The following is a 21,772-nucleotide window of genomic DNA, read 5'->3' on the forward strand; positions in this document are numbered from 1 at the left end:
GGCGGTGGGGGCTCCACGGCGCGCGGCGCAGCCTGGGTGGGCACGGCGGCCCACAACTCAGCTTCTACGGCAGGCTGGTCGGCCGTGTTTTTCCAGTTCACACCCCAGGTCAACGCGCCGATCAGCACCGCATGCACCAGCACCGCCAGCGTGATGGCGCGCAGGCGCGCCGGTGGACGGGGCGGGGCAAACTGGTCGCGGTCGGTGTGGGCGTGCATGGGCGTCTGAGCGGTGCCGGGCGGGTTCGGTTCAACCGCCTTGCTTGACCGACAGGCCTACGCGTTGCACGCCTGCCTTTTGCAGGGCGTCCATCGCCTTCACCACGGTTTCGTACTGCACGCCCTTGTCGGCGCTGATGACCACGGCGCTCTCGGGCCCCTGGCCCTTTTGCCAGCGGCTGGCGGCATCGCCAATCTCCCGCTGGTTCAGGCTGCGCGTGGCTTCGGGGGTCTTGAACTGCAGCGTGCCGTCCTTGTTGACGATGACCTGGGCCACTACCTTGGGCATGTTCTTGCTCTTGCCCACGCTGGGCACATCGACCACGCCGGGTGTGAGCATGGGCGCCGTCACCATGAAGATGATGAGCAGCACCAGCATGACGTCAATGAACGGGACCATGTTGATCTCGTTGATGGTGCGGCGGCCTCGGCCGCGGGATGCCATGGCGGGCATGGGGTGCCTCCCGGATCAGTGGCCCGAGGCCGTGTGGCCTGTGGACGCGGGCTGCGCGCCCAGGTTGCGCTGCAGGATGTTGGAGAACTCTTCGATGAAGGTCTCCTGGTGCGTGGCCACGCGGTCAATGTCGCGTGCAAAGCGGTTGTAGGCGATCACGGCCGGGATGGCCGAGAACAGGCCGATGGCGGTGGCGACCAGCGCCTCGGCGATGCCTGGGGCCACGGTAGCGAGCGTGACCTGTTCCATGCCTGCAAAGCCGGTGAAGGCGTGCATGATGCCCCACACGGTGCCGAACAGGCCCACATACGGCGATACGGAGCCGACCGATGCCAGGAAGGAAAGGCTCGACTCGACCACATCCATCTCACGCTGGAAGCTTGCACGCATGGCGCGGCGCGCGCCGTCCAGCAAGGTGCCCGGGTCGGTGATGCGGCGTTCACGGAGCTTTTGGTATTCGCGCATCCCGCTGGCAAAAATGCGTTCCATGGGGCCTGCCTGCTTGGCGTTCTGGGCGGCAGCGGCGTACAGGTCGTTCAGGCTGGTGCCCGACCAGAACTCGCGCTCGAAATCCTCGTTCAGTGTCTTCACGCGCTTCAAGGCAAACAGCTTGCGGAAGATGGCGGCCCAACTGGCCACCGACACGCCCAGCAGCAGCAGCATCACGAGTTGCACCACCCAGCTGGCGTGCAGCACCAGGGAGATGATGGACATGTTTTGGGAATTCATGGTGTGAGTTGTTCCAGGAGGGTGCTTGGAATTCTGGCGGGGCGCAGGGTGGCGGCATCCACCCATCCGATGCGGATGGTGCCTTCGGTCAGCAAGGTCGGGGGCTGGTCGGTCATCTGCTCTGGTTTCAGGAGCGCCTGCTGCACTATTGTCAACGATGCGCGGCCACTGCTTTGCAGGGCGGCGGTAACAATCAGTTCATCGTCCAGCCGCGCAGGGCGGTGGTAGCGCAGCTGCGCGTCGGTTACGACAAACATGCCGCCGGTTTGTTCCCGCAACTGCTGTTGGCCCACACCCAACGAGCGCAGCCACTCGGTGCGCGCGCGCTCAAAGAACTTGAGGTAGTTGGCGTAGAACACGATGCCACCGGCATCGGTGTCCTCCCAGTAAATCCGGATCGGAAATTCAAACGCCATCGTGGGGTCGCTCGCCTTGGTCATCCAAGCAGCTTGCGCAGCCGCTCCACGGACTCCTGCAATTGCGCCATGGAGTTGGCGGTGGAGAAGCGGATGAAGCGCTCGGGCTCGGCCGTGCCAAAGTCGCGCCCCGGTGTCACGGCGATGTGCGCGCGGCGCATCAGCTCAAACGCAAAGTCCCAGCTGCCGCTCACGCCCAGGTGCTGCGCGGCCTGCGTGCAGTCGGCCCAGGCATAGAAGGCGCCATCAGGCATCACGGGCACATTCAGACCCAGCGACTGCAGCGCGGGGATGAAGAAGTCGCGCCGCGCCTTGAACTCGGCACGGCGGCGTTCGTATTCGGCAATGCTCTCGGCCTCGAAGCAGGCCAGCGCTGCATGCTGCGACACGGAGCTGGCGCAGATGAACAGGTTCTGCGCCAAGCGCTCGACCACCGGCACCATGGCCTCGGGCACCACCATCCAGCCCAGGCGCCAGCCGGTCATGTTGAAGTATTTGCTGAAGCTGTTGATGCTGATGATGTTGTCGTCGATGGCGAGCGCGGTGTGGCCAAACTCTTCCTCGTACGACAGGCCCAGGTAGATCTCGTCGATCATCGTGATGCCGTCGTGCGACCGCACCACGTCATGGATGCGGCGCAGCTCGTCGGGCGCTATCGAGGTGCCCGTGGGGTTGGACGGCGAGGCCAGCAGCACGCCGCGCGTTTTTTCATTCCATGCCGCACGCACCTTGTCGGCGCTCAGCTGGTAGCGCTCTGCCGCCGTGGTGGGCAGCAGCACGGCCTTGCCTTCTGCGGCGCTCACAAAGTGGCGGTTGCAGGGGTAGCTCGGGTCGGGCATCAAAATTTCGTCGCCCGACTCGATGAGCGCCAGGCACGCCAGCTGCAGCGCGGCCGATGCACCGGCAGTGACCACGATGCGGCGCGCAGGCACGTTGACGCCAAAGCGGCTCCGGTACCAGCCGCTGATGCGCTCGCGCAGCGCATCCAGGCCCAGCGCGTTGGTGTATTGCGTGGCGCCGTTGTGCACGGCGCGGGCTGCGGCTTCCTGCACCAGGGGCGGGGCGGTGAAGTCGGGCTCGCCGATGTTCAAGAAGATCATCGGTTCGCGCGTGCCCGCCACCTCGCGGGCCAGGGCCTGCGCGGCCTTGGCGACCTCCATCACATAGAACGGTTCAATGCGCTCGGCGCGCGTGGAAAACTTCATGGAATGGCATCCTGCCCCGACCGGGCCCTTTGTGGGCGTGGTGGCGTGAGGGCGTAGAAAGAAAAGAAACCAAGCCGCCCCGGTTCAACGGGCAGGGCGGCAGCGGGGCGGTGGTAAGTCAGGCAGCGCCCGCGCCTGCGGCCTTGTCGGCCGCCACTTCCACGGCGCGCAGTTGGGGGGCCAGGCCGTTGAGCACGGCGTTCACGTACTTGTGGCCGTCCGTGCCGCCAAATTCCTTGGCGAGTTCGATGCATTCGTTGAGCACCACGCGCCAGGGCACATCCAGGCAGTTCTGGAACTCGTATACGCCGATCCACATGGTGGCGTGTTCGATGGGAGAGATCTCGGCCATCTTGCGGTCCAGCAACGGGGTGATCAATGCGTCCATGCTGGCGGCATGCTCGATGCAGCCATGCAGCAGCGCGTCGTAGTGCGCCGAGTCAGCCTTGTGGAAGCCCGCCAGGTCGCGCGTGAACGCATCGATGGCAGTAGCGTCGTTGCCGCCCACCAGGTGCTGATACAGCGCCTGCAGCGCAAATTCGCGCGCACGGCTGCGGTTGGACTTGGAGGCGGCCTTGCGGGTGCCCGTGCTTTTGAGGCCGGTGCGGGTTTGCTTGGGCGGACGTGCCGACGATGGCGTAGGGGTGTTTTCGCTCATGACAGTTCGTCCAGCAGGTTGGCCATTTCCACCGCCACGCGGGCTGCGTCCATGCCCTTTTCGGTCTGACGGGCGATGGCCTGTTCCATGTTCTCGGTGGTGATGATGGCGTTGGCAATCGGGATCTGGTAGTCCAGCGACAGGCGCGTAACGCCCGCGCCGGATTCGTTGGCTACCAGCTCGAAGTGGTAGGTCTCGCCGCGGATGATGCAGCCCAGCGCGATCAGCGCGTCGTACTCGTCGCTCTCGGCCATGGCCTGCAGGGCCACGGGCACTTCGAGCGCGCCGGGCACCAGCACATGCTTGATGTGCTTTTCCTGCACGCCCAGGGCCAGCAGCTCTGCGCGGCAGGCAGCAGCCAGCGTGTTGGTGATGCTCTCGTTGAAACGGGCCTGCACGATGCCGATGTGCAGCTTCTTGCCGTCCAGTTTGTCTGCGGTGCCTTTGTCTGCGCCAAACATAGTGATCCTGTTCCTGTCTTTATTCTTTGGGGATGAAGCCGGTGATTTCGAGGCCGTAGCCTGTCATGCTGGGCATGCGGCGTGGCTGGCCCATCAGGGCCATCTTGTGCACGCCGCATTCGCGCAGGATCTGCGCGCCCACGCCATAGGTACGCAGGTCCATGCGGCCGCGCTCGGGCGCCTGGGCGGAGCGGGCGGTGCCTTCAAACTGCGCCAGCAGTTGGGAGGCGCTTTCGCCACAATTGAGCAGCACGGCCACGCCCTTGCCTTGTTTGGCCAGGTATTGCAGGCTGGTGTCCAGGCCCCAGGAGTGCATGGAGCGGTTGACTTCGAGCGCATCGAACACCGACAGCGGCTCGTGCACACGCACGGGCACCACGTCGTCGGCGCTCCACTGGCCCTTGACCAGTGCCAGATGCACGGCCTGACTGGGCTTGTCGCGAAATGCGTGGGCGGTGAACTCGCCATACGCCGTCTGCAGTGCGCGCGTGCCGACCTTTTCGACCAGCGACTCGTTGCGGCTGCGGTATTCGATGAGGTCGGCGATGGTGCCGATCTTGAGGCCATGCTCGGCCGCGAACAGCTGCAAATCGGGCAGGCGGGCCATGGTGCCGTCGTCCTTCATGATCTCGCAGATCACCGATGCGGGGCTGCAGCCCGCCATGGCGGCCAGGTCGCAACCGGCTTCGGTATGGCCCGCGCGCATCAGCACGCCACCATCCACGGCCTGCAGGGGGAAGATGTGGCCGGGCTGCACCAGGTCGCTGGGCTGGCTGTTGCGGTCCACCGCCACCTGCACGGTGCGGGCGCGGTCGGCGGCCGAGATGCCGGTGGTCACGCCCTCGGCGGCTTCGATGGAGACGGTGAACGCCGTGCTGTACACCGTGCCGTTGCGCGCTGCCATGGGCGGCAGCTTGAGGAACTCGCAGCGCTCGCGGCTCAATGTCAGGCAGATCAGGCCCCGGCCGAAGCGGGCCATGAAGTTGATGGCCTCGGGCGTCACATGGTCGGCGGCCAGGACGAGGTCGCCTTCGTTTTCGCGGTCTTCTTCATCCACCAGGATGACGATGCGCCCGGCGCGCATCTCGGCCACGATGTCCTCGACGGGCGAGATCGGCACGGGGGTGAGGGGGGTGTTCATGGAAGGTCGGGGCTTTCTGTGGAGCCTCTGGCGGTTGCCAGCTGGCGGTGTGCTGCAGCACAGGTCCCCGTGGCCGAAGGCAACTGTGGTGCCTCCAAGAAACCGCCCCAAAGAACATGCGATGCGGCGCTGCCGCACGTCAAAGGGGCATCGTGCCCCCAAAGCCCCGGATTTTAGTGCACCGGGGCCTGCTTGGTGTTTGAAAGGCGCGGTGCCTGACGCAGATCAGATGGCGCTGTCCTGCAGCACCACGTCCGACGTGGGGTAGGCCACGCAGGGCAACACGCAACCTTCTTCTTTTTCTTCGGCCGTGAGGCCTGGCCATTCGATGGCGTAGCGCACCGTGCCTTCGACCAGCTGGCCCAGGCAGGTGCGGCAGGTGCCGTTGCGGCAGGAGCTGGGCCAATCGATGCCGCCTTGCTCCATGGACAGCAGCAGCGGCTGCTCGGGCCAGGCGTCGCACTGGGTGCCATCGGGCTCGACCTTGGCGATGAAGAAGGGGGCGGTGGTGGGTGTCGTCATGGACGTGTCTCTTCAGGGTTGGTGGGCGGCGTGGGTCCACACCAGCAGCAGATTGTTGGCGGGCATCGCGTGTCGCGCGGCCAGTTGCAGGCCGGCCTGGGCGGCCACCGCCATCACGTCTTCGATGCGGCGGATGCCCCAGGCGGCGTCTTGCGCGCGCAGGCTGGCGTCAAAGGCCAGGTTGCCGGGGGCGGTGGGCACGCCGTCTTCCAGGTAGGGGCCGTAGGTGACCAGGTGGCCGTCTGGCGCCAGGTGCCGGGCGGCGCCCTGCATCAGCCCGGTGCAGCAGGCCCAGGGGGCGATGTGCAGCATGTTGGCGCAATAGACCAGGTCGAACGACGCGGCGCCGAACGCCGGGCCGTCGCTGGGCCACTGGTCGTGCAGCACGTCCAGCCGCCGGGGCGCCTGCACGTTGCGGGCACCGGCCTGCGCGGCCCAGCCGGTGATGGAGGCGAAATGGGTGTCCTGCAGGTCGGTGGACTGCCAGGTCCAGCCGGGCAGGGCGGCGGCAAAGTGCGCGGCATGCTGGCCGGTGCCACTGGCAATCTCCAGCGCGGCGCCGGTGTTGGGCAGCAACGCCAGCAGCTGCTCCAGGATGGGGCCCTGGTTGCGCTCTGCGGCGGGACTGTGCTGAAGGTACGTGGTGGACACTGGTGGATGGAGTGTTTTTGGCCGCTAGCGCTAGTGGATCATGCGCTGGCAGCTATGAAATAAAGAGCGGCCAACCAAGGGCCGACGTGCACTGTACCGCAGACGATTTACCCACCCGTGCTGCCTGTTTTTTCAGCGGCACAAGAAGTTTCCTTGTAAATCAATGACTTAAGACTGTCATACAAGGCTTGTTCACAGTTATCCACAAGATTGTCCAGTGCGGGCAGGGATAACCGGGGGTTTGGATGCCTGTGAAGGGGTATCGGCCGCACGTGGCAAAGGAGGTTCTGCAATTGCCTGTTTTTTGAGCGATGCAAGGATATTCCTTGCAAATCAACCACTTAAGCGTGCCATACAAGGCTTATCCAAGGTTATCCACACCATTGTCCAGTGTGCGCCGGGATAACCCATGCCTTGATTTACCGGGTTGCCTAAAAATAAGGCAATGCAGTGTATTTCCTTGCAAATCAAGCACTTGGCGTTGTCATACAGGACTTGCCAAAACTTATCCACACGATTGTCCAGTGCGCGCAGGGATAACCTGCGCAGGGTGCTGGCAGGCCGTTTCAGGCCGTGACCTTCACACCCTTCCAGAACGCGACGCGACCCTTGATCTCGGCGGCCTCGGGCTTGGGGTCGGCATAGAACCACGCGGCGTCGGTGTTCATCTCGCCATTGACCAGCAGCGACAGGTAGCTGGCCTGGCCCTTCCAGGCGCAGGTGGTCTTGTGGTTGCTGAACGTGAAGTAGTCGCGGTGCAGCGCGCTTTCGGGAAAGTAGTGATTGCCTTCCACCACCACGGTGTCGTCGCTCTCGGCAACCACCACGCCGTTCCAGATTGCTTTCATGGGAGATCCTTGGGTAAAAATGGCCGATAGCGCAGGTGTTACATGCGCCAATAGCTATCAAAAAATGAGTTCAGGAGGGCTGCGCCGGCCGCTACCCCGGGGCTGGCGCAGGCACCCATTATTCCCAATGTGCCGCGTGGGCGTGTGCGGTGCTCGGCCAGCGTGGGGGAGGTGGCGGAGGAGCCAGTCGCCTGTGCAACCTGCACGGGCCGCGCTGTGGCTTACAGTGCAGCGCGCGGCGCCAGCCCATTCGGGCAGGTGCCAGAGGTTTTTATTCCACTGACCGATTGACCAAGACAACAGGAGAACCTTCACCATGGGTATTGATTTCCAAGGCCGCGTGGCCATCGTGACGGGCGCGGGCGGCGGCCTGGGCCGCCAGCATGCTCTGGCGCTGGCCAAGCGCGGCGCCAAGGTGCTGGTCAACGACCTGGGCGGCGCGGTGGACGGCAGCGGCGGCACCGTGGGTGCGGCGCAGGCCGTGGTCGATGAGATCCGCGCTGCGGGCGGCGAGGCGCTGGCCAATGGCGCGTCGGTCACCGACTTTGCGGCGGTCGAGGCCATGGTGCAGCAGGCCATCGACGCCTGGGGCCGGGTGGACATCCTGGTCAACAACGCCGGTATCCTGCGCGACAAATCGTTCGCCAAGATGAGCATGGATGACTTCCGCCTGGTGGTGGATGTGCACCTGATGGGCGCCGCCAACTGCTGCAAGGCCGCGTGGCCGCACATGGTGGCCCAGCAATATGGCCGCATCGTGATGACCACTTCGTCCACCGGCCTGTATGGCAACTTTGGCCAAGCCAACTATGGCGCAGCCAAGCTGGCCCAGGTGGGGCTGATGCAGACCCTGGCCATCGAGGGCGCCAAGTACAACATCCACGTGAACGCCCTGGCCCCCACGGCCGCCACGCGCATGACCGAGGGCCTGATGCCCCAGGAAGTGCTGGACGCCTTGAAGCCCGAGGCCGTGGTGCCCGCCATGCTGGTGCTGGCGCACGAAAGCGCGCCCACGCGCACTGTCCTGTGTGCCGGTGCGGGCACGTTTGAAGCCGCCCACATCACGCTCACGCAGGGTATCCATCTGGGCATTGGCGCCGATGTGCCCGAGCAACTGGCCGCCCGTCTGGCCGAGGTGACGGAGCGGGCGGGCGAGCAAGTACCACAAAGTGGCGCAGCGCAGGGAACCAACGAGGTTGGACGCGCTTTGGCCGCAAGGGCTTGACACCCCTCTGGGCGGGCCAGCGCTCAACGTGCTAAGTTCCGGGCCGACAGAAGTTGGATCGGTATAAACATATGAGCAAACTGCACGAGAGACTGGCCGCCTACCCGGCGGACGCCCTGGGGGGGATTCGCCGTGGCATCGAAAAGGAAGGGCTGCGCGTGCTGCCCACCGGCGGCCTGGCCCTCACCCCCCACCCGCTGGCGCTGGGCTCGGCCCTCACACATCCCCTGATCACCACGGACTACAGCGAGTCGCAGCTGGAGCTGATCACTGGCGCCCACAAGGGCGTGCAGCAGTGCCTGGATGAGCTGACCGAGGTGCACCAGTTCGTGCACCACACCCTGAAGGACAGCGGCGGCGAGCTGCTGTGGGCCTCCAGCATGCCCTGCGGCCTGCCCACGGACGAGACCATTCCCATCGGCCGCTACGGCAGCTCCAACGTGGGCCGCGCCAAGAGCGTATACCGCATGGGCCTGGGCCACCGCTATGGCCGGCGCATGCAGACCATTTCGGGCATTCACTACAACTGGTCGCTGCCGGGCGTGGACAGCGAGCAGTATTTCGCGCTGATTCGCAATTTCCGGCGCCACGCGTTTGTGCTGCTGTACCTGTTTGGCGCCTCACCCGCTTTGTGCCCTTGTTTTGTGGAGGGGCGCGAGCACCGCCTGGAGCGCATGGAGGGCGGCAGCGCGCTGTACCTGCCCCACGCCACATCGCTGCGCATGGGCCGCCTGGGCTACCAGAGTGACGCGCAAGCCACGCTGGCCGTGAGCTACAACGGCCTGACTGGCTACGCCAACTCGCTGCATGAAGCGCTGACCAAGCCTTACCCAGCCTATGAGGCTGTAGGCATCCGCAACCCTGGCGGTGACTACAACCAGCTGGGCACCAGCCTGCTGCAGATCGAAAACGAGTTCTACGGCACCATCCGCCCTAAGCGCACGGTGCGCACGGGCGAGCGCCCGCTGCATGCCCTGCGCGAGCGCGGGGTCGAATACGTCGAAGTGCGCCTGATGGACCTGGACCCGTTCGTGCCCGTGGGCATCACCGCACCCACCATGCGCCTGCTCGACGTTTTTTTGCTGCACTGCTTGCTGTCCGACAGCCCGCCCGACACGCCCGCAGAAATTGCCGAACTCAAGCAGAACCAGCACCTCACCGCCGAGCGGGGCCGCGAGCCCGGCCTGCTTCTCACGCGCAACGGTCAGAGCGTGCCGCTGACCGAATGGGGCACTGAAGTGCTGGCCGCTTGCGAGCCCTTGGCCGCCGCGCTGGATGCCACCCACGGCACCAACGACTACAGCGTTGCACTGCGCGATGCCCGCGCACTGATGGCTGCGCCCGAGCGCACACCATCGGCCCGCGTGCTGGACAGCATGGCGCGCGAGCACCAGCACCACTTTGAAGCTTTTGCACGGCAGCAGTCCATCGCCGCCCGCGACGCACTGCTGGCCCTGCCCTGGACGGCCGAGCAGCAGGCGCGCTACCTGGCGATGGCCGATGAGTCGATTGCCGCGCAAAAGGCCATCGAAGCCGCAGACACGCTCCCGTTTGAAGAATGGCGCGAGCAGTACATGGCGGTGGAGCAGCTGGGCTGAGGGTACGACCGTGCCGAGTGGCATGGGCGTGCTATTAATTTGGTAGCTGCCTGGGCATATCGCACTGGCGCTACCAGCCCAAATGGCTGCAAATCAGTCTTGCAGCTGCAGCAGGGCCTCTTGCCGCCAGTATTCGGCGGCGTCCAGGAATCCTTCCCACACGCAGCCATTGCAGCCGCGCCCACAGCAGGTGGTGGGCTCGGGCGGCGGGTTGCGCAGCGTGATGCCCGCAGTGGCCGCGCGTTGCTGCAGCGCCGCGAACATGGCTTGCGCCGTGGCGCCGTCCACCGCCGGTGCCGGGGCCGTCCACTCCGGCAAGGTCACGGCTGGCGGCGCCCCGCCTTGGCGCGGCGCAGGCCGTACTGCACGCCGAATGCTATGCCCAGCACCAGCGCAAACCAGCCCACCAGCGCCGCCTGGGTCATGAGGTCGCGCACGCTGCTGGAGCGGGCGACATAGGGCGCCAGCAAGATGACCAGGCCGATGAGGGCCAGGGTCACGCCCTTGAACAGCAGCTCCTTGTCGGCCTTGGTGGCATTGGCTTTGCGCGAGGTGTCGAGAGGGGCTGGCATGGAGGTCAAATAGCGCGGTGGCGTGGTGCAAGTGGGACCGCGATTATCCTTGCCACCCTCAGAACCTGTTGAATCAAGAAGAAAGTACCCCCGCATGGCCATCCAGTGGTTCCCCGGTCACATGCACCTGACCCGCAAAGCCATCACCGAACGCATCAAGGACATTGACGTGGTGATCGAGGTGCTGGACGCGCGCCTGCCTGGCTCCAGCGCCAACCCGCTGCTGGCCGAGATCACGGGCCACAAGCCCACGCTCAAGGTGCTCAACAAGCAGGACGTGGCCGACCCCGAGCGCACCGCGCTGTGGGTGGACTGGTACAACGCCCAGAGCGACACGCGCGCCGTGCCGCTCGATGCGTCCGACCCCGCCCCTGCGCGCAAGCTCATCGACGCCTGCCATCTGCTGTCTCCCAACCGCGGAGGCATGGCCAAGCCCATGCGCGTGCTCATCTGCGGCGTGCCCAACGTGGGCAAGTCCACGCTGATCAACACCTTGACCAACAAGCGCCATGCCAAGACGGGCGACGAGGCGGGCATCACCAAGCTGGAGCAGCGCATCACCCTGGCCGACGACTTCTACCTGTGGGACACGCCGGGCATGCTGTGGCCGCGCATTGTGGTGCCCGAAAGTGGCTACAACCTGGCCGCCAGCGGCGCCGTGGGCCGCAATGCCTACGACGAGGAACTGGTGGCGCTGGAGCTGCTGCGCCGCCTGCAAAAACACTACGCCCCCTTGCTGGAGTCCCGCTACAAGCTGGGCCTGCCTGCGGGTGCCGTGGCCACGATGCACGACGAGGAACTGCTCGCAGCCATCGGCAAGAAGCGCGGCGCCATGCTGGGTGGCGGCAAGGTCAACCTGCAAAAGACGGCCGAGATTGTGATGACGGACTTTCGCACCGCCATCCTGGGCCGCATCACGCTGGAAACGCCCGCCGAGTTTGAAGCCTGGCGTGCTGCAGGCCTGGCCGAAGACGCCAAGCGCCAGGCCAAGAAAGACGCGCGTGCCAAGGCCAAGGGCAAGGGCTCTGGCGTGCGCGAGCCTGCGCCGGACAGCGACGCGGACTGATTGATAAGGCCTGCGCTTGCGGGCCTGTAGGCTGCGGCGGCCATTTTGGGCCGAAGCTGGCGACGGTTCTTGGTGACACCGATGCAGATGCCGATGGATGGGCGCCGCAGCCACTCCAGCGGCGTTTTGTTCATAGGCATTTTCTATGCCTGCGGTTACGATGGTTTCCTCCCCCGTAATTCCCGTCGCCATGGCCGAAGCCCCCGTTGTTCCGCTGCCAGACCACGAAGACGCTACAACGCGCCACCTGGTGCGCGTAGCGGGTTGGTCCGTGATGTTGCTGGGTTTTGTCATCGGCTTGCTGCTGCTGTGGGACCAGCCCGTGCAGCCGGTGCGCGTGGCGCTCAACTTTGTCGCTGGCTGCATTGGCGGCACGGCGCTTCTGCTGGCCCGCTGGCGGCGGTGGACGCTGGCCACCTATCTGCTGGTGTGGGGCGTGTGGGTATCGGTGTCGCTGGTGGCGGCTCGCAATGGCGGCGTGAACGGCCCCAACCTGCTGAACTACCCCGTGATCATTGTGCTGGCCGGATGGCTGCTGGGAGCGCGTGCCACGCTAACGCTTGTGGGGCTCACGGCCCTGCTGTTCCTGGGTTTCATCTGGGCGGACGTTCAGGGGTTGCTCAAGCCCGTTCAGGTGGCCAACCGCGTGGCGGGTGCTGTGTACCTTGCAGGCATTCTGGTGCTGACCGCTGCAGCCACGCTGCTGTCGCGCCGCAACTACATGAGCCGGGTGCGTGAGGCCCAGCAGACTGCGGCCAACCTCGCGGCCAGCGAGGCGTCGCTGCGCAAGCTGTTGCGGGCAGTGGAGCAAAGTCCAGAGGCCATCGTCATCACCGATCTGCGCGAGGACATCGAGTACGTCAACGAGGCCTTTGTGCGCCGCACGGGCTACGCGCGCGACGAGGTGGTGGGCCGCGCCTCGGCAGACTACTCCAGCAATGGCCTGGCACCCGCGCAGCGCGAGGGCCTGCGCACCACACTGGCGCGCGGCGACAGCTGGGCAGGCGAACAGGTCAACTACCGCAAGGACGGGCAGGAATTGATCGAGTCTGTGGTGGTGGCTCCCATCCGCCAGACCGACGGCCGCGTGAGCCACTATGTGGAGCTCAAGCAGGACATCACCGAACGCAAGCGCGCTGCCGATGAAATTCACCGCCTCGCGCATTTCGACGGCCTCACCAGCCTTCCCAACCGGTCCACCCTGATGGAGCGGCTGCACGTGTTGCGCGGGCGTGCAGGTCGCTCGCCTTCCACCCAGCATGCCTTGCTGCTGCTGGACCTGGACCGGTTCACCACTTTCAACGATGCGCGCGGCAGCGAGATGGGGGACCGACTGCTCTGTGCCGTGGCGCTGCGGCTGTCCGAGATCCTGCCGCCCCAAGACCTGCTGGTGCGCGTGGCGGGCGATGAGTTTGCCGTGGTGCTGCATGGCCTGGGGGTGGATGCCTCGCTGGCGGGCCGGCATGCGCTGGCCTTTGCCGAAAAACTGCAGGCCGCCTTGCTGCGCCCCTTGCGTCTGGAGGGCGATGCGCAGGACGCCCAACTGGGCGCCAGCGTGGGTATCACCCTGTACCCCCAAACGTCGGACGACGGTGCACACGATGCGCTGCGGCGCGCGGGCACCGCCCTGCACCGCGCCAAGCAGGCCGGGGGCGGACGGGCTGCGTTTTTTGAGCAGGGCATGGGCGAGGCCGCCGAGCAGCGCTTTCGGGTGGAGCGCGAACTGCGCCATGCCATTGGCGCAGGCGAGCTGCGGCTGCACCTGCAGTCGCAGGTGGATGTGTCGGGCCAGGTCACGGGTGCCGAGGTGCTGGTGCGCTGGCAGCATCCGCGTGACGGCCTGGTGGCGCCGGGCGTGTTCATTCCGGTGGCCGAGGAGTCCGACCTCATCGTCAGCCTGGGCGAGTGGGTGCTGGCCCATGCCTGTGCGCTGCTGGCGCAGCCGGTGTTCCGCGAGCGGCGGTTGCGGCTCTCGGTCAACCTCAGCGCGCGTCAGTTCCGGCAGGCGGGTTTTGTGGGGCAACTGCGGGCAGTGCTGGCTGCCACGGGGGCCGACCCCCGGCTGCTGACGCTGGAGGTGACCGAAGGCCTGGTGATCGACGACTTTGATGATGCGGTGGCCAAGATGCGCGCCCTGGCCGCGCTGGGCGTGGACATGTCGCTGGACGACTTTGGCACCGGCTACTCATCGCTGGCCTACCTCAAGCGCCTGCCCATCCAGGAGATCAAGATCGACCGGTCGTTCGTGCACGAGGCCCCCACCAATGCTGACGATGGCGTGCTGGTCGAAGGCATCTTGTCGGTGGCACGGCACTTCGGCCTGCGTGTGGTGGCCGAGGGGGTGGAGACCCAGGCCCAGGCCGACTTCCTGCGCCAGCGCGCCCCGGACATCGTGTACCAGGGCTACCTGTTTGGCCGGCCAGAGCCCGATGCACAGTGGCTGGCGCAGTGGGCCCAGCCTGCCTGAGCCCGGCGGCGGCGAGCGCCGAATGAAGGGCTGCCTGATGCGGAATTTCAAACAAAAATAGCTGCAGGCGCTTATGCAATATGCGCCTGAAGCTATTGTTTTGGTAGCGTATTCGCCGGGGCAGGCGGAGTGCTGGTGTGACCTATTTGTTTTTGTCTTTGCCCTTGGGCATGACGGTGGTCATCGGCGGCATGGGCCGGTCCGATGCGCTGTGTTCCTTGGGCGGCGAGGTGTCCTTTTTGGGTTTCTTCGCCATCTTGTTGCTGCGCTGTTCGCCTTTGGCCATGGGGCCTCCTTGAAAGGTCTCGGGATGGGACCGTGCGAGGATGGTACGTCACAAATTACGCTGTGGGCGGCTGCGGGGGGGCTACGCGCCTGCGCCTTCTGTAGACTGTCGCACGCCATCACCCAGCGCCCGCACGGCCAGCCGCTGGTCGTAAGCCAGTGCCAGCGCGTTCAGCACGGCAAGGCCCATGCCCAGCGCGCAGGTGGCGCCCCATCCGCCCCACAGCCAGGCCACCGACCCCATCGCCGAGCCCGTGGCTGCACCCACAAAATAGCTGGTCATGTACACCGCGTTCAGCCGCGCGCGGGCGGTGGGGTCCAGCCGGTAGATCACGTTCTGGTTGCTGATGTGCACGCCCTGCAGCGCCAGGTCGGCCACCAGCATGCCCACCACAAACCACACCAGGCTGCTGGCGCCCAGCCACAGCGCGCCCCAGCCCAGCAGCAGCAAACCTACCGATGCGGCGGTGGCCACCTGCGCCTGCCCACGGTCAGCCATGCGGCCCGCCACATTGGCCATGAGTGCACCGGCCACGCCCGCCAGCCCCACCAGCCCAATGCCGGCGTCGCCCAGTCGGTGTGCAGGCCCCGCCAGCAGCAGCGCCATGGTGGAGAACAACACACTGACGGAGGCAAACGACAACCCTCCCAGCAAGGCCCGGCTGCGCAACCGGGGGTGGTGCAAGGCCAGCGTGCCCAGCGACCGCAAGACCTGTCCATACCCCTGTGTCGGTGCTGAGGTCGTATTGCGTGACATCGGCATCACCCACCACAGCGCCAACGCCACGGCCACCATGGCGACGCCCGCCACCCGGTACACCAGCGTCCAGCCGCCCACCTCCGACAGCAGCCCTGCCACACTGCGCGCCGCCAGAATCCCGGTCAGCAGCCCGCTCATCACCAGCCCCACGGCCCGGCCGCTGCGGCCCGGCGCAGCCAGGGTGGCTGCCAGCGGCACCAGCACCTGCGCCGCCACCGAAAACAGGCCGGTGAGCAGCGTGCCCAGCGCCAGCATGGCGTAGTTGTGCGCAAACCCGCTGGTAAACAGTCCCAGAGCGGCCAGCAGCATCAGTGTGGTGATAAGCCGCCGCCGCTCCAGCAGGTCGCCCAGCGGCACCAACAGCAGCAGCCCTGCCGCGTACGCCACCTGCGCCAGCGTCACGATGAGCGCCGCCGACGCGTCCCGCACTTGCAGCTGCGTGGCAATGGAGTGCAGCAGCGGCTGGTTGAAGTAGTTGCTGCCCGCACACAGGCCGCAGGCCACGGCCATGAGCAAGAGCACCGGCGTGCTGAGGTCAGGGGCGCTGGGTGGTGGCGCATCTGGAGGAGCGGGTGCACGGGAGCGGGCGGAGCGGTGGGATGAAGTCATGGAGGGTGCAAGTGCGTGCAGGGGGCGCATGCAACGCTCATGCCATGAGCCAGTGCATGGGTCTCAATTTCCTGTGGGATCCGGTTCGGCGTTTGGCAAGTGACATGAAGCTTGCGGGAGGTGTCCAACACAAAGCCGGTGTGAAACTGTGATGCATTTCGCGAAAGCAGCGCGCTGCGCCATGGCGTCGCATGAAGGCTGGGTGGCCTGCAGCCAGGTGCTCGCCTATGATGGATGCGAGCCCGTCGCCTGTCGCAACGCCGGGTGCAGCTCAGTCAGCGATGCGTGTTTTCAACCGGAGATTGCCCATGAGCATGAAGCTGTTTCGTCAGTGGGGCGCATCGCTGTGCCTCGGGTTCCTGGCCTCGGTCAGCGTGTGGCCAACGTTTGCACAGGACCTTGCCGGCGCCAAGGATCACCCCGCCGTGAAGCGTTTTGGTGGTAGCACCATCGTGGGCTACGAGGTGCGCAACTTCGACGCCGTGGAGTTCCAGACTTCCACGTTCAAGGAGTTCGACCTGCAGACCTACAAGCGGCGCTACGTGCAGCCGCCACTTGCTCTGGAAGGCAAGCTCACCCGCCTGTGGTACGAGGCCCCCGGTGCCACGCGGTCGCTGGAGCTGTTTCGCAACTATGCCAACGACCTTACGGCCAGCGGTTTCACGGCGCTGTATGACTCCACCCGTGACAGTGCGGCGGGCAGTTACACCAACTTTTTGGCCAACTTCAGCAGTGGCCAGCGCGACTTCATCAAGAACAACCGCAGCGAATACGTGATGTATGGCGCCGATGCGAGCACCGTGCGCACGGGGACCTTCCAGAAGGGCAACACTACCGTGCGCCTGATCTCCATCGACTGGCCTAAGGAAGACGCTACGTACAAATCCAGGCAGGGCGCCTACATCGCAGTGGACATCCTGGAAACCAAAGCCATGGAGCAGAACATGGTGGTGGTCAGCGCATCGGACATCAGCAAGTCCATCACGGCCAATGGCAAGGTCGCCATCTACGGCATCCTGTTCGACACTGGCAAGGCCGACGTGAAGCCCGAGTCCAAACCCTCGCTGGAGCAGATCGCCGCCTTCCTGAAGGCCGAGCCCACTGTCAAGCTGCATGTAGTGGGCCATACCGATAGCGTGGGCAGTTTTGATAGCAACCTGGCGCTGTCCAAGCGCCGCGCCGACGCAGTGGCCGCCGTGCTGGCCAAGGACTACGGCATTGCGGCCAATCGCCTGGTGGGCAATGGCGTCGCGTCGCTCGCACCTGTAGCCAGCAACAACAGCGATGAGGGCAAAGCCAAGAACCGGCGCGTGGAGCTGGTGCCGCAGTGAGATTTTGTCGCTGATGCATGCAGCTGGGTTGGGCTCCTTCAACCTAACCTGGGCACTGCACTTGTCGGTGCCCGCTCATCCAATGTCACGCCTTCGCCGCGTGGGCAGAACATCTGCATGAGACTTCTTGTGGCCGGATTGGGCTTGGGCATTGCGGTGGCATCGACAGGCTGCCAACCGCGAGTTGTGGAGTCTTATGATTTCGGCGTACAGATCGCCAGGCCCGCTTTTGCGACAGAAGAGGACGTCAAGAATCTGGCCAACGCAGCATGTGGACGCGGGCGGGAAGCAGTGTTCCAGCGCTTTCACGCGCGTGGTCGGTATGTGTTTTCCTGCAGATCAAAATGAGAGTCTTGTGTGGCTACCGTGGGCAGACTTGCTCTGCTACCACCGCACCGGCCCCACCTCATCCCGCCAGAATATCCACCGCCGCGTCTCCACATACAGTGACGTGCTGATGGAGTAAGGGTCCATGCCCGCCTCGCTGCGCTGCAGCTGCACCAGGTAGCCGCCATAGCTGGCCGCCCACAGGGTTTCTCCATCGGGGGATGCCTCGACAGCGCTGATCGTGCTGCCGATGTGGTGGCGCCACAGGGCTTGTCCCTCGTCGCTGATGGCATGCAGGTAGCCGTCCGCATCGCCCAGGATCACCAGGCCCGGCAAGGTGACAGAGGCGTACACGCGGCAGCGTTCGTCCAGTGGTTGGGTGTCCTCATCGGTCGCTTCCGGCGTTGCCGCCCCGATGGGGATCGAGCAGGTACTGCCCCAATACAGATGGCATGAGTTGGCAAACAGGCGTGTGCCGTCGTGCGAGAACATCGCGTGGTGGGGGTAAGACGATAGGGGCTCGTGTTCGGTCACCACAGCGCCGTGCGCGTCCAGCACGATGTGGCAGCTGTCCTGGTCGCCTACTGCGATGTGACGCTCATCAGGCGACAGGGCCATGTGCAGCATGTCCAGCGCCAGCACTGTGACGGTCTCACCATCGACCTTTTCATCCATCTGGTTCTTGGGCCAGGTGTAGGGGCCATCTTCTTCAAACGTCTGCGGGTGCAGGCGTTGCACTGGGCTGTCGGCACCTTGGGCTGCGGGGTGCAGAAGATACACCCCTGTGGGGTTGCGCAGCAGCACGCGCAGGCCATCGTTGAAGGGAATGATTTCATCGCAGCGCTGCCCCAGCGGGCCTGCCGACACCAGCACCTGCGGGGGCAGGCCTTCGTTGCCGCGCGGCAGGGCAAATTGCGCAATCACGGGGCCATTCCATCCGTGGTGGGTGGTGATGTGCAGGCCGTCGCATTGGGCAAAGCACCGGCGATCGGGCGAGCGGCCCAGGCCCTGGATGGCGGGCAGGGGCGTTTGCTCTGTGCCATGCAGCAACACCCAGCGGGCGTCGCCGTCATGGGCCGCGCCGATGCGGGCGACCACACGGTCATCGTCCAGCACAAACACGGGGCCGATGAATTGGCCGGCCTGGGCGGCACGCGCCACATAGGCATCCGGAGCAAAGGCAAAGCGCTGGCGAAACCGCGTGGCAAGATCTTCGTCGGCCCAGTGGCTCACCACGCGCGCCAGTTGCAGCACGGTGGGCGCATCGGCCTTGCGCGGGTCTTCGGGCAGGGCGTTGTCGTGTTCTTCGGCGCCGTTCTCCTCATCGCCGCCACCGGCTGTTGCCGAGGCCTCGGCGCGGTGGGCATCGTTGGCCAGCTGGTGCGCGCGGATGGCCGCCACGTAGGCTTGCCCATCGGCCTGCCATTGCTCCGACAGCGTCATGAGTTCGACGGGAAACACGGCCGCATCGGGCAGGTCGGGCGGCAAGGGTGGGGTGGCCAGCAGTTGCACGGCGGCTTCGATGCGGCGGGCCTCGGCCTGCTGGGCCTGCGCCTCTTCGTGCCGCGCGCGGATGCGGGCCTGCACCAGACCGTGAAAGCGCAGCAGGCGGGCAATGTGGTCGGCGGCGCAGCGGGGCAGGGGGGCGCGGCTGTCACTCTGGCGCTGGGCGTAGCTGAACTCGACAGCGGCCGGCCCCTCGCGCGCCTCGTCCACATGGATCTGGTAGGCGCTGTGGGCGTTGTCTTCGTCATCGCCCGGCGCGTCATCACCGTTGCGCCAGCTGTATTTGAGCGCGCGGCCCCAGGGTTCGCCGTCGTGCATGCAGGGCTGGCGCGCCCCCACCCAGACCTCGCCCTCCCAGTAGCCGTTGCGGTCGCTGTCCCACCAGTCGTTGTACTGTTCGGTGAACACGGGCAGGCTGGTGAAGGCCTCGATGTGCTCTGCCGTCAATGTGGCCTGCAGGCGCTGGTAGAGCGGGTAGCGTGCACGGTGCTGGCCCACGGCTTTGCGCACATAGTCCAGCACTCCGCGCCAGGCGTGTTCGCAGGCCTTCCAGGCGTCGGGGTCGTGGCCGGGCTCGGCGGGGGGCGCCAGCACCTGCCAGTCCCCAGGCTCACCCTGTGTGTAGCGGCGGTACAGCAGCGTGCGCTGCGCTACCGTGGGGGCAGCATGGCGCCACAGCTTGGTGGCCACACGCTCCAGCCAGTTGCGGGGCGCGGGCACCTGCTCCACCGACAGGTAGAAGTCCCAGGTTTTCCACACCGTGATGAACACGTTGTCGTCGCGCGCGTCGCCTTCTTCGTCCACATGCCGTTGGCACAGTGAGAAATCAGTCTGCTGGAACCAGCCGTAGGCTTTGTGTTCCTTGTGCGCGATCACTGGCGTGCGCACCACGGCCAGGATGTTCTCGATGCTGATGGTGTTGTCGGCGCACAGGTCGTCGGCCACAGGCTGGTTGGCGTGGATGTCTGCGCTGCTGCGCACCGCGCTCTGGCCTGCCCGCACGGCGGCCAGCACCTCGCGGCGGCTGATCATGGCGGCCAGGCCGTCTTCGCCGGCGTCCACGCCCTCGTGGAACTCGGGGGCGAACACGGCACCCACGATCTCGGCCGAGAACTCCGCAAGGTGCGGCACGCCGCGCACCTCATCCAGCAAAAAATCCACCTGTTCTGGGCCTGTGATGTCTACGTGGTACTCGTCGGTGAACAGCGCCACCCGGGCCTGCAGCCCACCACGCACGCGCAGCTCGCCATGGTTGTAGTGGCCCCAAAGCAGGTCATGCACCTGCAGCGCACCTTGCACACACACCAGCTGTCCGCCGATCACGGCGTTCTGCACGTGCAGGTTGCCGTTGACGACCAGGTGCGTCGTGCCATCGGTGTCGGCGCTGGTCAAGGCGCCGTCGATGCGCAGGTCTCCATCCACCACGATCACAAAGGGCGCACGGGGTACGGAGGCCTCATTGGGGCCGTCGGGTTGCTCTTGCAGCCATTGGCGCAGCGGGCTGCCCTGGGCCAGGGGGGCGTCGAGGTGCAGCGCAGGCCAGTGCGCGTCGCCTGTGATCCACAGCGCGGTTTCATCGGCCAGGGCCTCAGGGTCCTGCGCCAGACGCTCGGCCATCCAGCAGTCGCGGGGAATGCGGTGGGCCAGATCGGCCAGTGGGCAAAGTCGGGCAGTGGGCATGGGAGGGGCGCAGGAGGGACTCAACCGGCGGGCATCGTACACCGCGCCCAGCAATGATCCGGCTTTGCGCAGACAATGATGTGTCATCTTATTAATTCATTGCCATGACGCAGAACCCCCCCGTTTTTGAAGTCCTCCCCCGCGACCTCTCTGCCTACCGCCAGGGCAATGTCGGCATCGACTATGTGCACCGCTTCGAGTCGGGCAAGCCTGGCCCGCATGTGCTCATCAATGCACTCACGCACGGCAACGAGATCTGCGGCATGGTGGCGGCCACCCACCTGCTGGACACGGGTGTGCGTCCCCTCATCGGCACGCTGACCGTCAGCTTTGCCAACGTGGCCGCCTACGAATCGTTTGACCAGAGCCGTCCGTTCGAGAGCCGACAGCTGGTGCACAACCTCAACCGCATCTGGTCGGCGGCCGAGCTGGACGGCACGGCCGACAGCCCCGAGTTGCAGCGTGCCCGCATCCTGCGCCCCGTGGTGGCTGCGGCCGATCACATCCTCGACATCCACTCCACCAGCCAAGACGTGCAGCCGTTCTGGGTGTACCCAGCCTACCCGCGCAATGCGGAGGTGGCGCTGGCCATCGGCCGCCCGCCGGTGCACCTGGTGATGCCCAGTGGCCTGGGTTCGGGCACGCCGCTCATCCAGCACGGTCGCCACGGGCAGGCCGAGGGAGATGGGGTGGCGCTGGTGGTGGAATGTGGCCAGCACTTCCGCCAATCGGCGGCCGACATGGCCACGGCGGTGGCGCTGGACTTTCTGGCGCACTTTGGCCTCATCGCACCGGTGGCCGACCGGCCGACGCCCGCCGAGCAGCGCCGCTACGAGCTGCTGGAGACCTGTATGGTGCGCACGTCGGACTTCCGCTTCACAAAGCCCGTGCAAGGGTTTGAGGTGTTTGCCAAGGGTGACCTCATCGCCACCGATGGCCCGTATGAGATCCGCGCGCTGTGCGACGACTGCACCATCCTCATGCCCACCCGCGAGCCCATCGTGGGCCGCGAGGCGGTGTACCTCACGCGGCCGATCTGATCC

General features: G+C 65.8%; 21 protein-coding genes and 1 pseudogene. 6 read left to right on the forward strand and 16 right to left on the reverse strand.

Annotation, left to right across the window (positions count from 1 at the left end):
* The 11 genes and pseudogenes from AC07X4_RS16435 to AC07X4_RS16485 form a co-directional block, all read right to left on the reverse strand.
* Nucleotides 1–218, reverse strand: a pseudogene (locus AC07X4_RS16435) (cell envelope integrity protein TolA); the annotation flags it as partial.
* A gap of 31 nt (nt 219–249) precedes the next feature.
* Entirely contained in the window at nt 250–672 is a 423-nt protein-coding gene (locus tag AC07X4_RS16440) for an ExbD/TolR family protein (protein ID WP_056064849.1), read from the reverse strand.
* A gap of 15 nt (nt 673–687) precedes the next feature.
* Nucleotides 688–1,401: a protein TolQ gene (gene tolQ / locus AC07X4_RS16445; protein WP_015015035.1), complete on the reverse strand. Its 714-nt coding sequence runs from the start codon at nt 1,399–1,401 to the stop codon at nt 688–690.
* Entirely contained in the window at nt 1,398–1,817 is a 420-nt protein-coding gene (gene ybgC, locus AC07X4_RS16450) for a tol-pal system-associated acyl-CoA thioesterase (RefSeq protein WP_056065182.1), read from the reverse strand. Before ybgC ends, tolQ begins: the two co-directional genes overlap by 4 nt.
* A gap of 20 nt (nt 1,818–1,837) precedes the next feature.
* Entirely contained in the window at nt 1,838–3,022 is a 1,185-nt protein-coding gene (locus AC07X4_RS16455) for a pyridoxal phosphate-dependent aminotransferase (protein ID WP_494740677.1), read from the reverse strand.
* A gap of 118 nt (nt 3,023–3,140) precedes the next feature.
* Nucleotides 3,141–3,680 (reverse strand): transcription antitermination factor NusB, encoded by a 540-nt coding sequence (nusB, locus tag AC07X4_RS16460; RefSeq protein WP_056064843.1) that lies wholly within the window; start codon nt 3,678–3,680, stop codon nt 3,141–3,143.
* Nucleotides 3,677–4,141: a 6,7-dimethyl-8-ribityllumazine synthase gene (ribH, locus tag AC07X4_RS16465; RefSeq protein ID WP_260668014.1), complete on the reverse strand. Its 465-nt coding sequence runs from the start codon at nt 4,139–4,141 to the stop codon at nt 3,677–3,679. The genes nusB and ribH overlap by 4 nt, the downstream gene beginning before the upstream one ends.
* Before the next feature lie 19 nt (nt 4,142–4,160).
* Complete coding sequence (gene ribBA / locus AC07X4_RS16470; protein WP_494740678.1) at nt 4,161–5,282, reverse strand: bifunctional 3,4-dihydroxy-2-butanone-4-phosphate synthase/GTP cyclohydrolase II; 1,122 nt, start codon at nt 5,280–5,282, stop codon at nt 4,161–4,163.
* A gap of 225 nt (nt 5,283–5,507) precedes the next feature.
* Nucleotides 5,508–5,804, reverse strand: a complete 297-nt coding sequence (locus AC07X4_RS16475; RefSeq protein WP_494740679.1) for a 2Fe-2S iron-sulfur cluster-binding protein — start codon at nt 5,802–5,804, stop codon at nt 5,508–5,510.
* Between the two features lie 12 nt (nt 5,805–5,816).
* A complete protein-coding gene (locus AC07X4_RS16480; RefSeq protein WP_494740680.1) occupies nt 5,817–6,455 on the reverse strand; it encodes a DUF938 domain-containing protein in 639 nt (212 codons plus the stop codon).
* Nucleotides 6,456–7,021: 566 nt separating this feature from the next.
* On the reverse strand, nt 7,022–7,303 hold the full coding sequence (locus tag AC07X4_RS16485) for a DUF427 domain-containing protein (protein WP_056064826.1): 282 nt from the start codon (nt 7,301–7,303) through the stop codon (nt 7,022–7,024).
* A gap of 316 nt (nt 7,304–7,619) precedes the next feature.
* Between AC07X4_RS16485 and AC07X4_RS16490 the strand changes: the two genes are divergently transcribed.
* Both AC07X4_RS16490 and gshA read left to right on the forward strand, forming a co-directional pair.
* Nucleotides 7,620–8,528, forward strand: a complete 909-nt coding sequence (locus AC07X4_RS16490) for an SDR family oxidoreductase (protein WP_056064824.1) — start codon at nt 7,620–7,622, stop codon at nt 8,526–8,528.
* Between the two features lie 71 nt (nt 8,529–8,599).
* Nucleotides 8,600–10,126: a glutamate--cysteine ligase gene (gene gshA / locus AC07X4_RS16495; protein WP_494740681.1), complete on the forward strand. Its 1,527-nt coding sequence runs from the start codon at nt 8,600–8,602 to the stop codon at nt 10,124–10,126.
* Nucleotides 10,127–10,219: 93 nt separating this feature from the next.
* Here the strand turns inward: gshA and AC07X4_RS16500 are convergent, their stop codons facing one another.
* Both AC07X4_RS16500 and AC07X4_RS16505 read right to left on the reverse strand, forming a co-directional pair.
* Nucleotides 10,220–10,390, reverse strand: a complete 171-nt coding sequence (locus AC07X4_RS16500) for an oxidoreductase-like domain-containing protein (protein WP_056747202.1) — start codon at nt 10,388–10,390, stop codon at nt 10,220–10,222.
* A gap of 56 nt (nt 10,391–10,446) precedes the next feature.
* Nucleotides 10,447–10,698 (reverse strand): hypothetical protein, encoded by a 252-nt coding sequence (locus AC07X4_RS16505; RefSeq protein WP_440597658.1) that lies wholly within the window; start codon nt 10,696–10,698, stop codon nt 10,447–10,449.
* 94 nt (nt 10,699–10,792) lie between these two features.
* Here AC07X4_RS16505 and ylqF point away from each other — a divergent pair, with 94 nt between their 5' ends.
* Complete coding sequence (gene ylqF / locus AC07X4_RS16510) at nt 10,793–11,764, forward strand: ribosome biogenesis GTPase YlqF (RefSeq protein WP_099730760.1); 972 nt, start codon at nt 10,793–10,795, stop codon at nt 11,762–11,764.
* Nucleotides 11,765–11,954: 190 nt separating this feature from the next.
* Nucleotides 11,955–14,231, forward strand: coding sequence for a putative bifunctional diguanylate cyclase/phosphodiesterase (locus tag AC07X4_RS16515; RefSeq protein WP_494740682.1), 2,277 nt, complete (start codon nt 11,955–11,957; stop codon nt 14,229–14,231).
* A 142-nt stretch (nt 14,232–14,373) separates the two neighbouring features.
* On the opposite strand, the gene AC07X4_RS16520 is transcribed toward AC07X4_RS16515, so the two are convergent.
* Nucleotides 14,374–14,517, reverse strand: a complete 144-nt coding sequence (locus tag AC07X4_RS16520) for a hypothetical protein (protein WP_167514358.1) — start codon at nt 14,515–14,517, stop codon at nt 14,374–14,376.
* A gap of 81 nt (nt 14,518–14,598) precedes the next feature.
* The gene (locus AC07X4_RS16525; protein ID WP_494740683.1) at nt 14,599–15,885 is read right to left on the reverse strand and encodes an MFS transporter; all 1,287 of its coding nucleotides are present in this window, start codon (nt 15,883–15,885) and stop codon (nt 14,599–14,601) included.
* A gap of 308 nt (nt 15,886–16,193) precedes the next feature.
* Between AC07X4_RS16525 and AC07X4_RS16530 the strand changes: the two genes are divergently transcribed.
* Entirely contained in the window at nt 16,194–17,216 is a 1,023-nt protein-coding gene (locus tag AC07X4_RS16530) for an OmpA family protein (RefSeq protein ID WP_099730758.1), read from the forward strand.
* Nucleotides 17,217–17,600: 384 nt separating this feature from the next.
* Here AC07X4_RS16530 and AC07X4_RS16535 read toward each other — a convergent pair whose 3' ends face one another.
* Complete coding sequence (locus AC07X4_RS16535) at nt 17,601–20,729, reverse strand: polymer-forming cytoskeletal protein (protein WP_494740684.1); 3,129 nt, start codon at nt 20,727–20,729, stop codon at nt 17,601–17,603.
* A gap of 104 nt (nt 20,730–20,833) precedes the next feature.
* Here AC07X4_RS16535 and AC07X4_RS16540 point away from each other — a divergent pair, with 104 nt between their 5' ends.
* Nucleotides 20,834–21,769, forward strand: coding sequence for a M14 family metallopeptidase (locus tag AC07X4_RS16540; protein WP_436074790.1), 936 nt, complete (start codon nt 20,834–20,836; stop codon nt 21,767–21,769).
* Nucleotides 21,770–21,772: the final 3 nt, after the last annotated feature.

It is taken from the genome of Acidovorax sp. GW460-11-11-14-LB4, assembly GCF_059423685.1.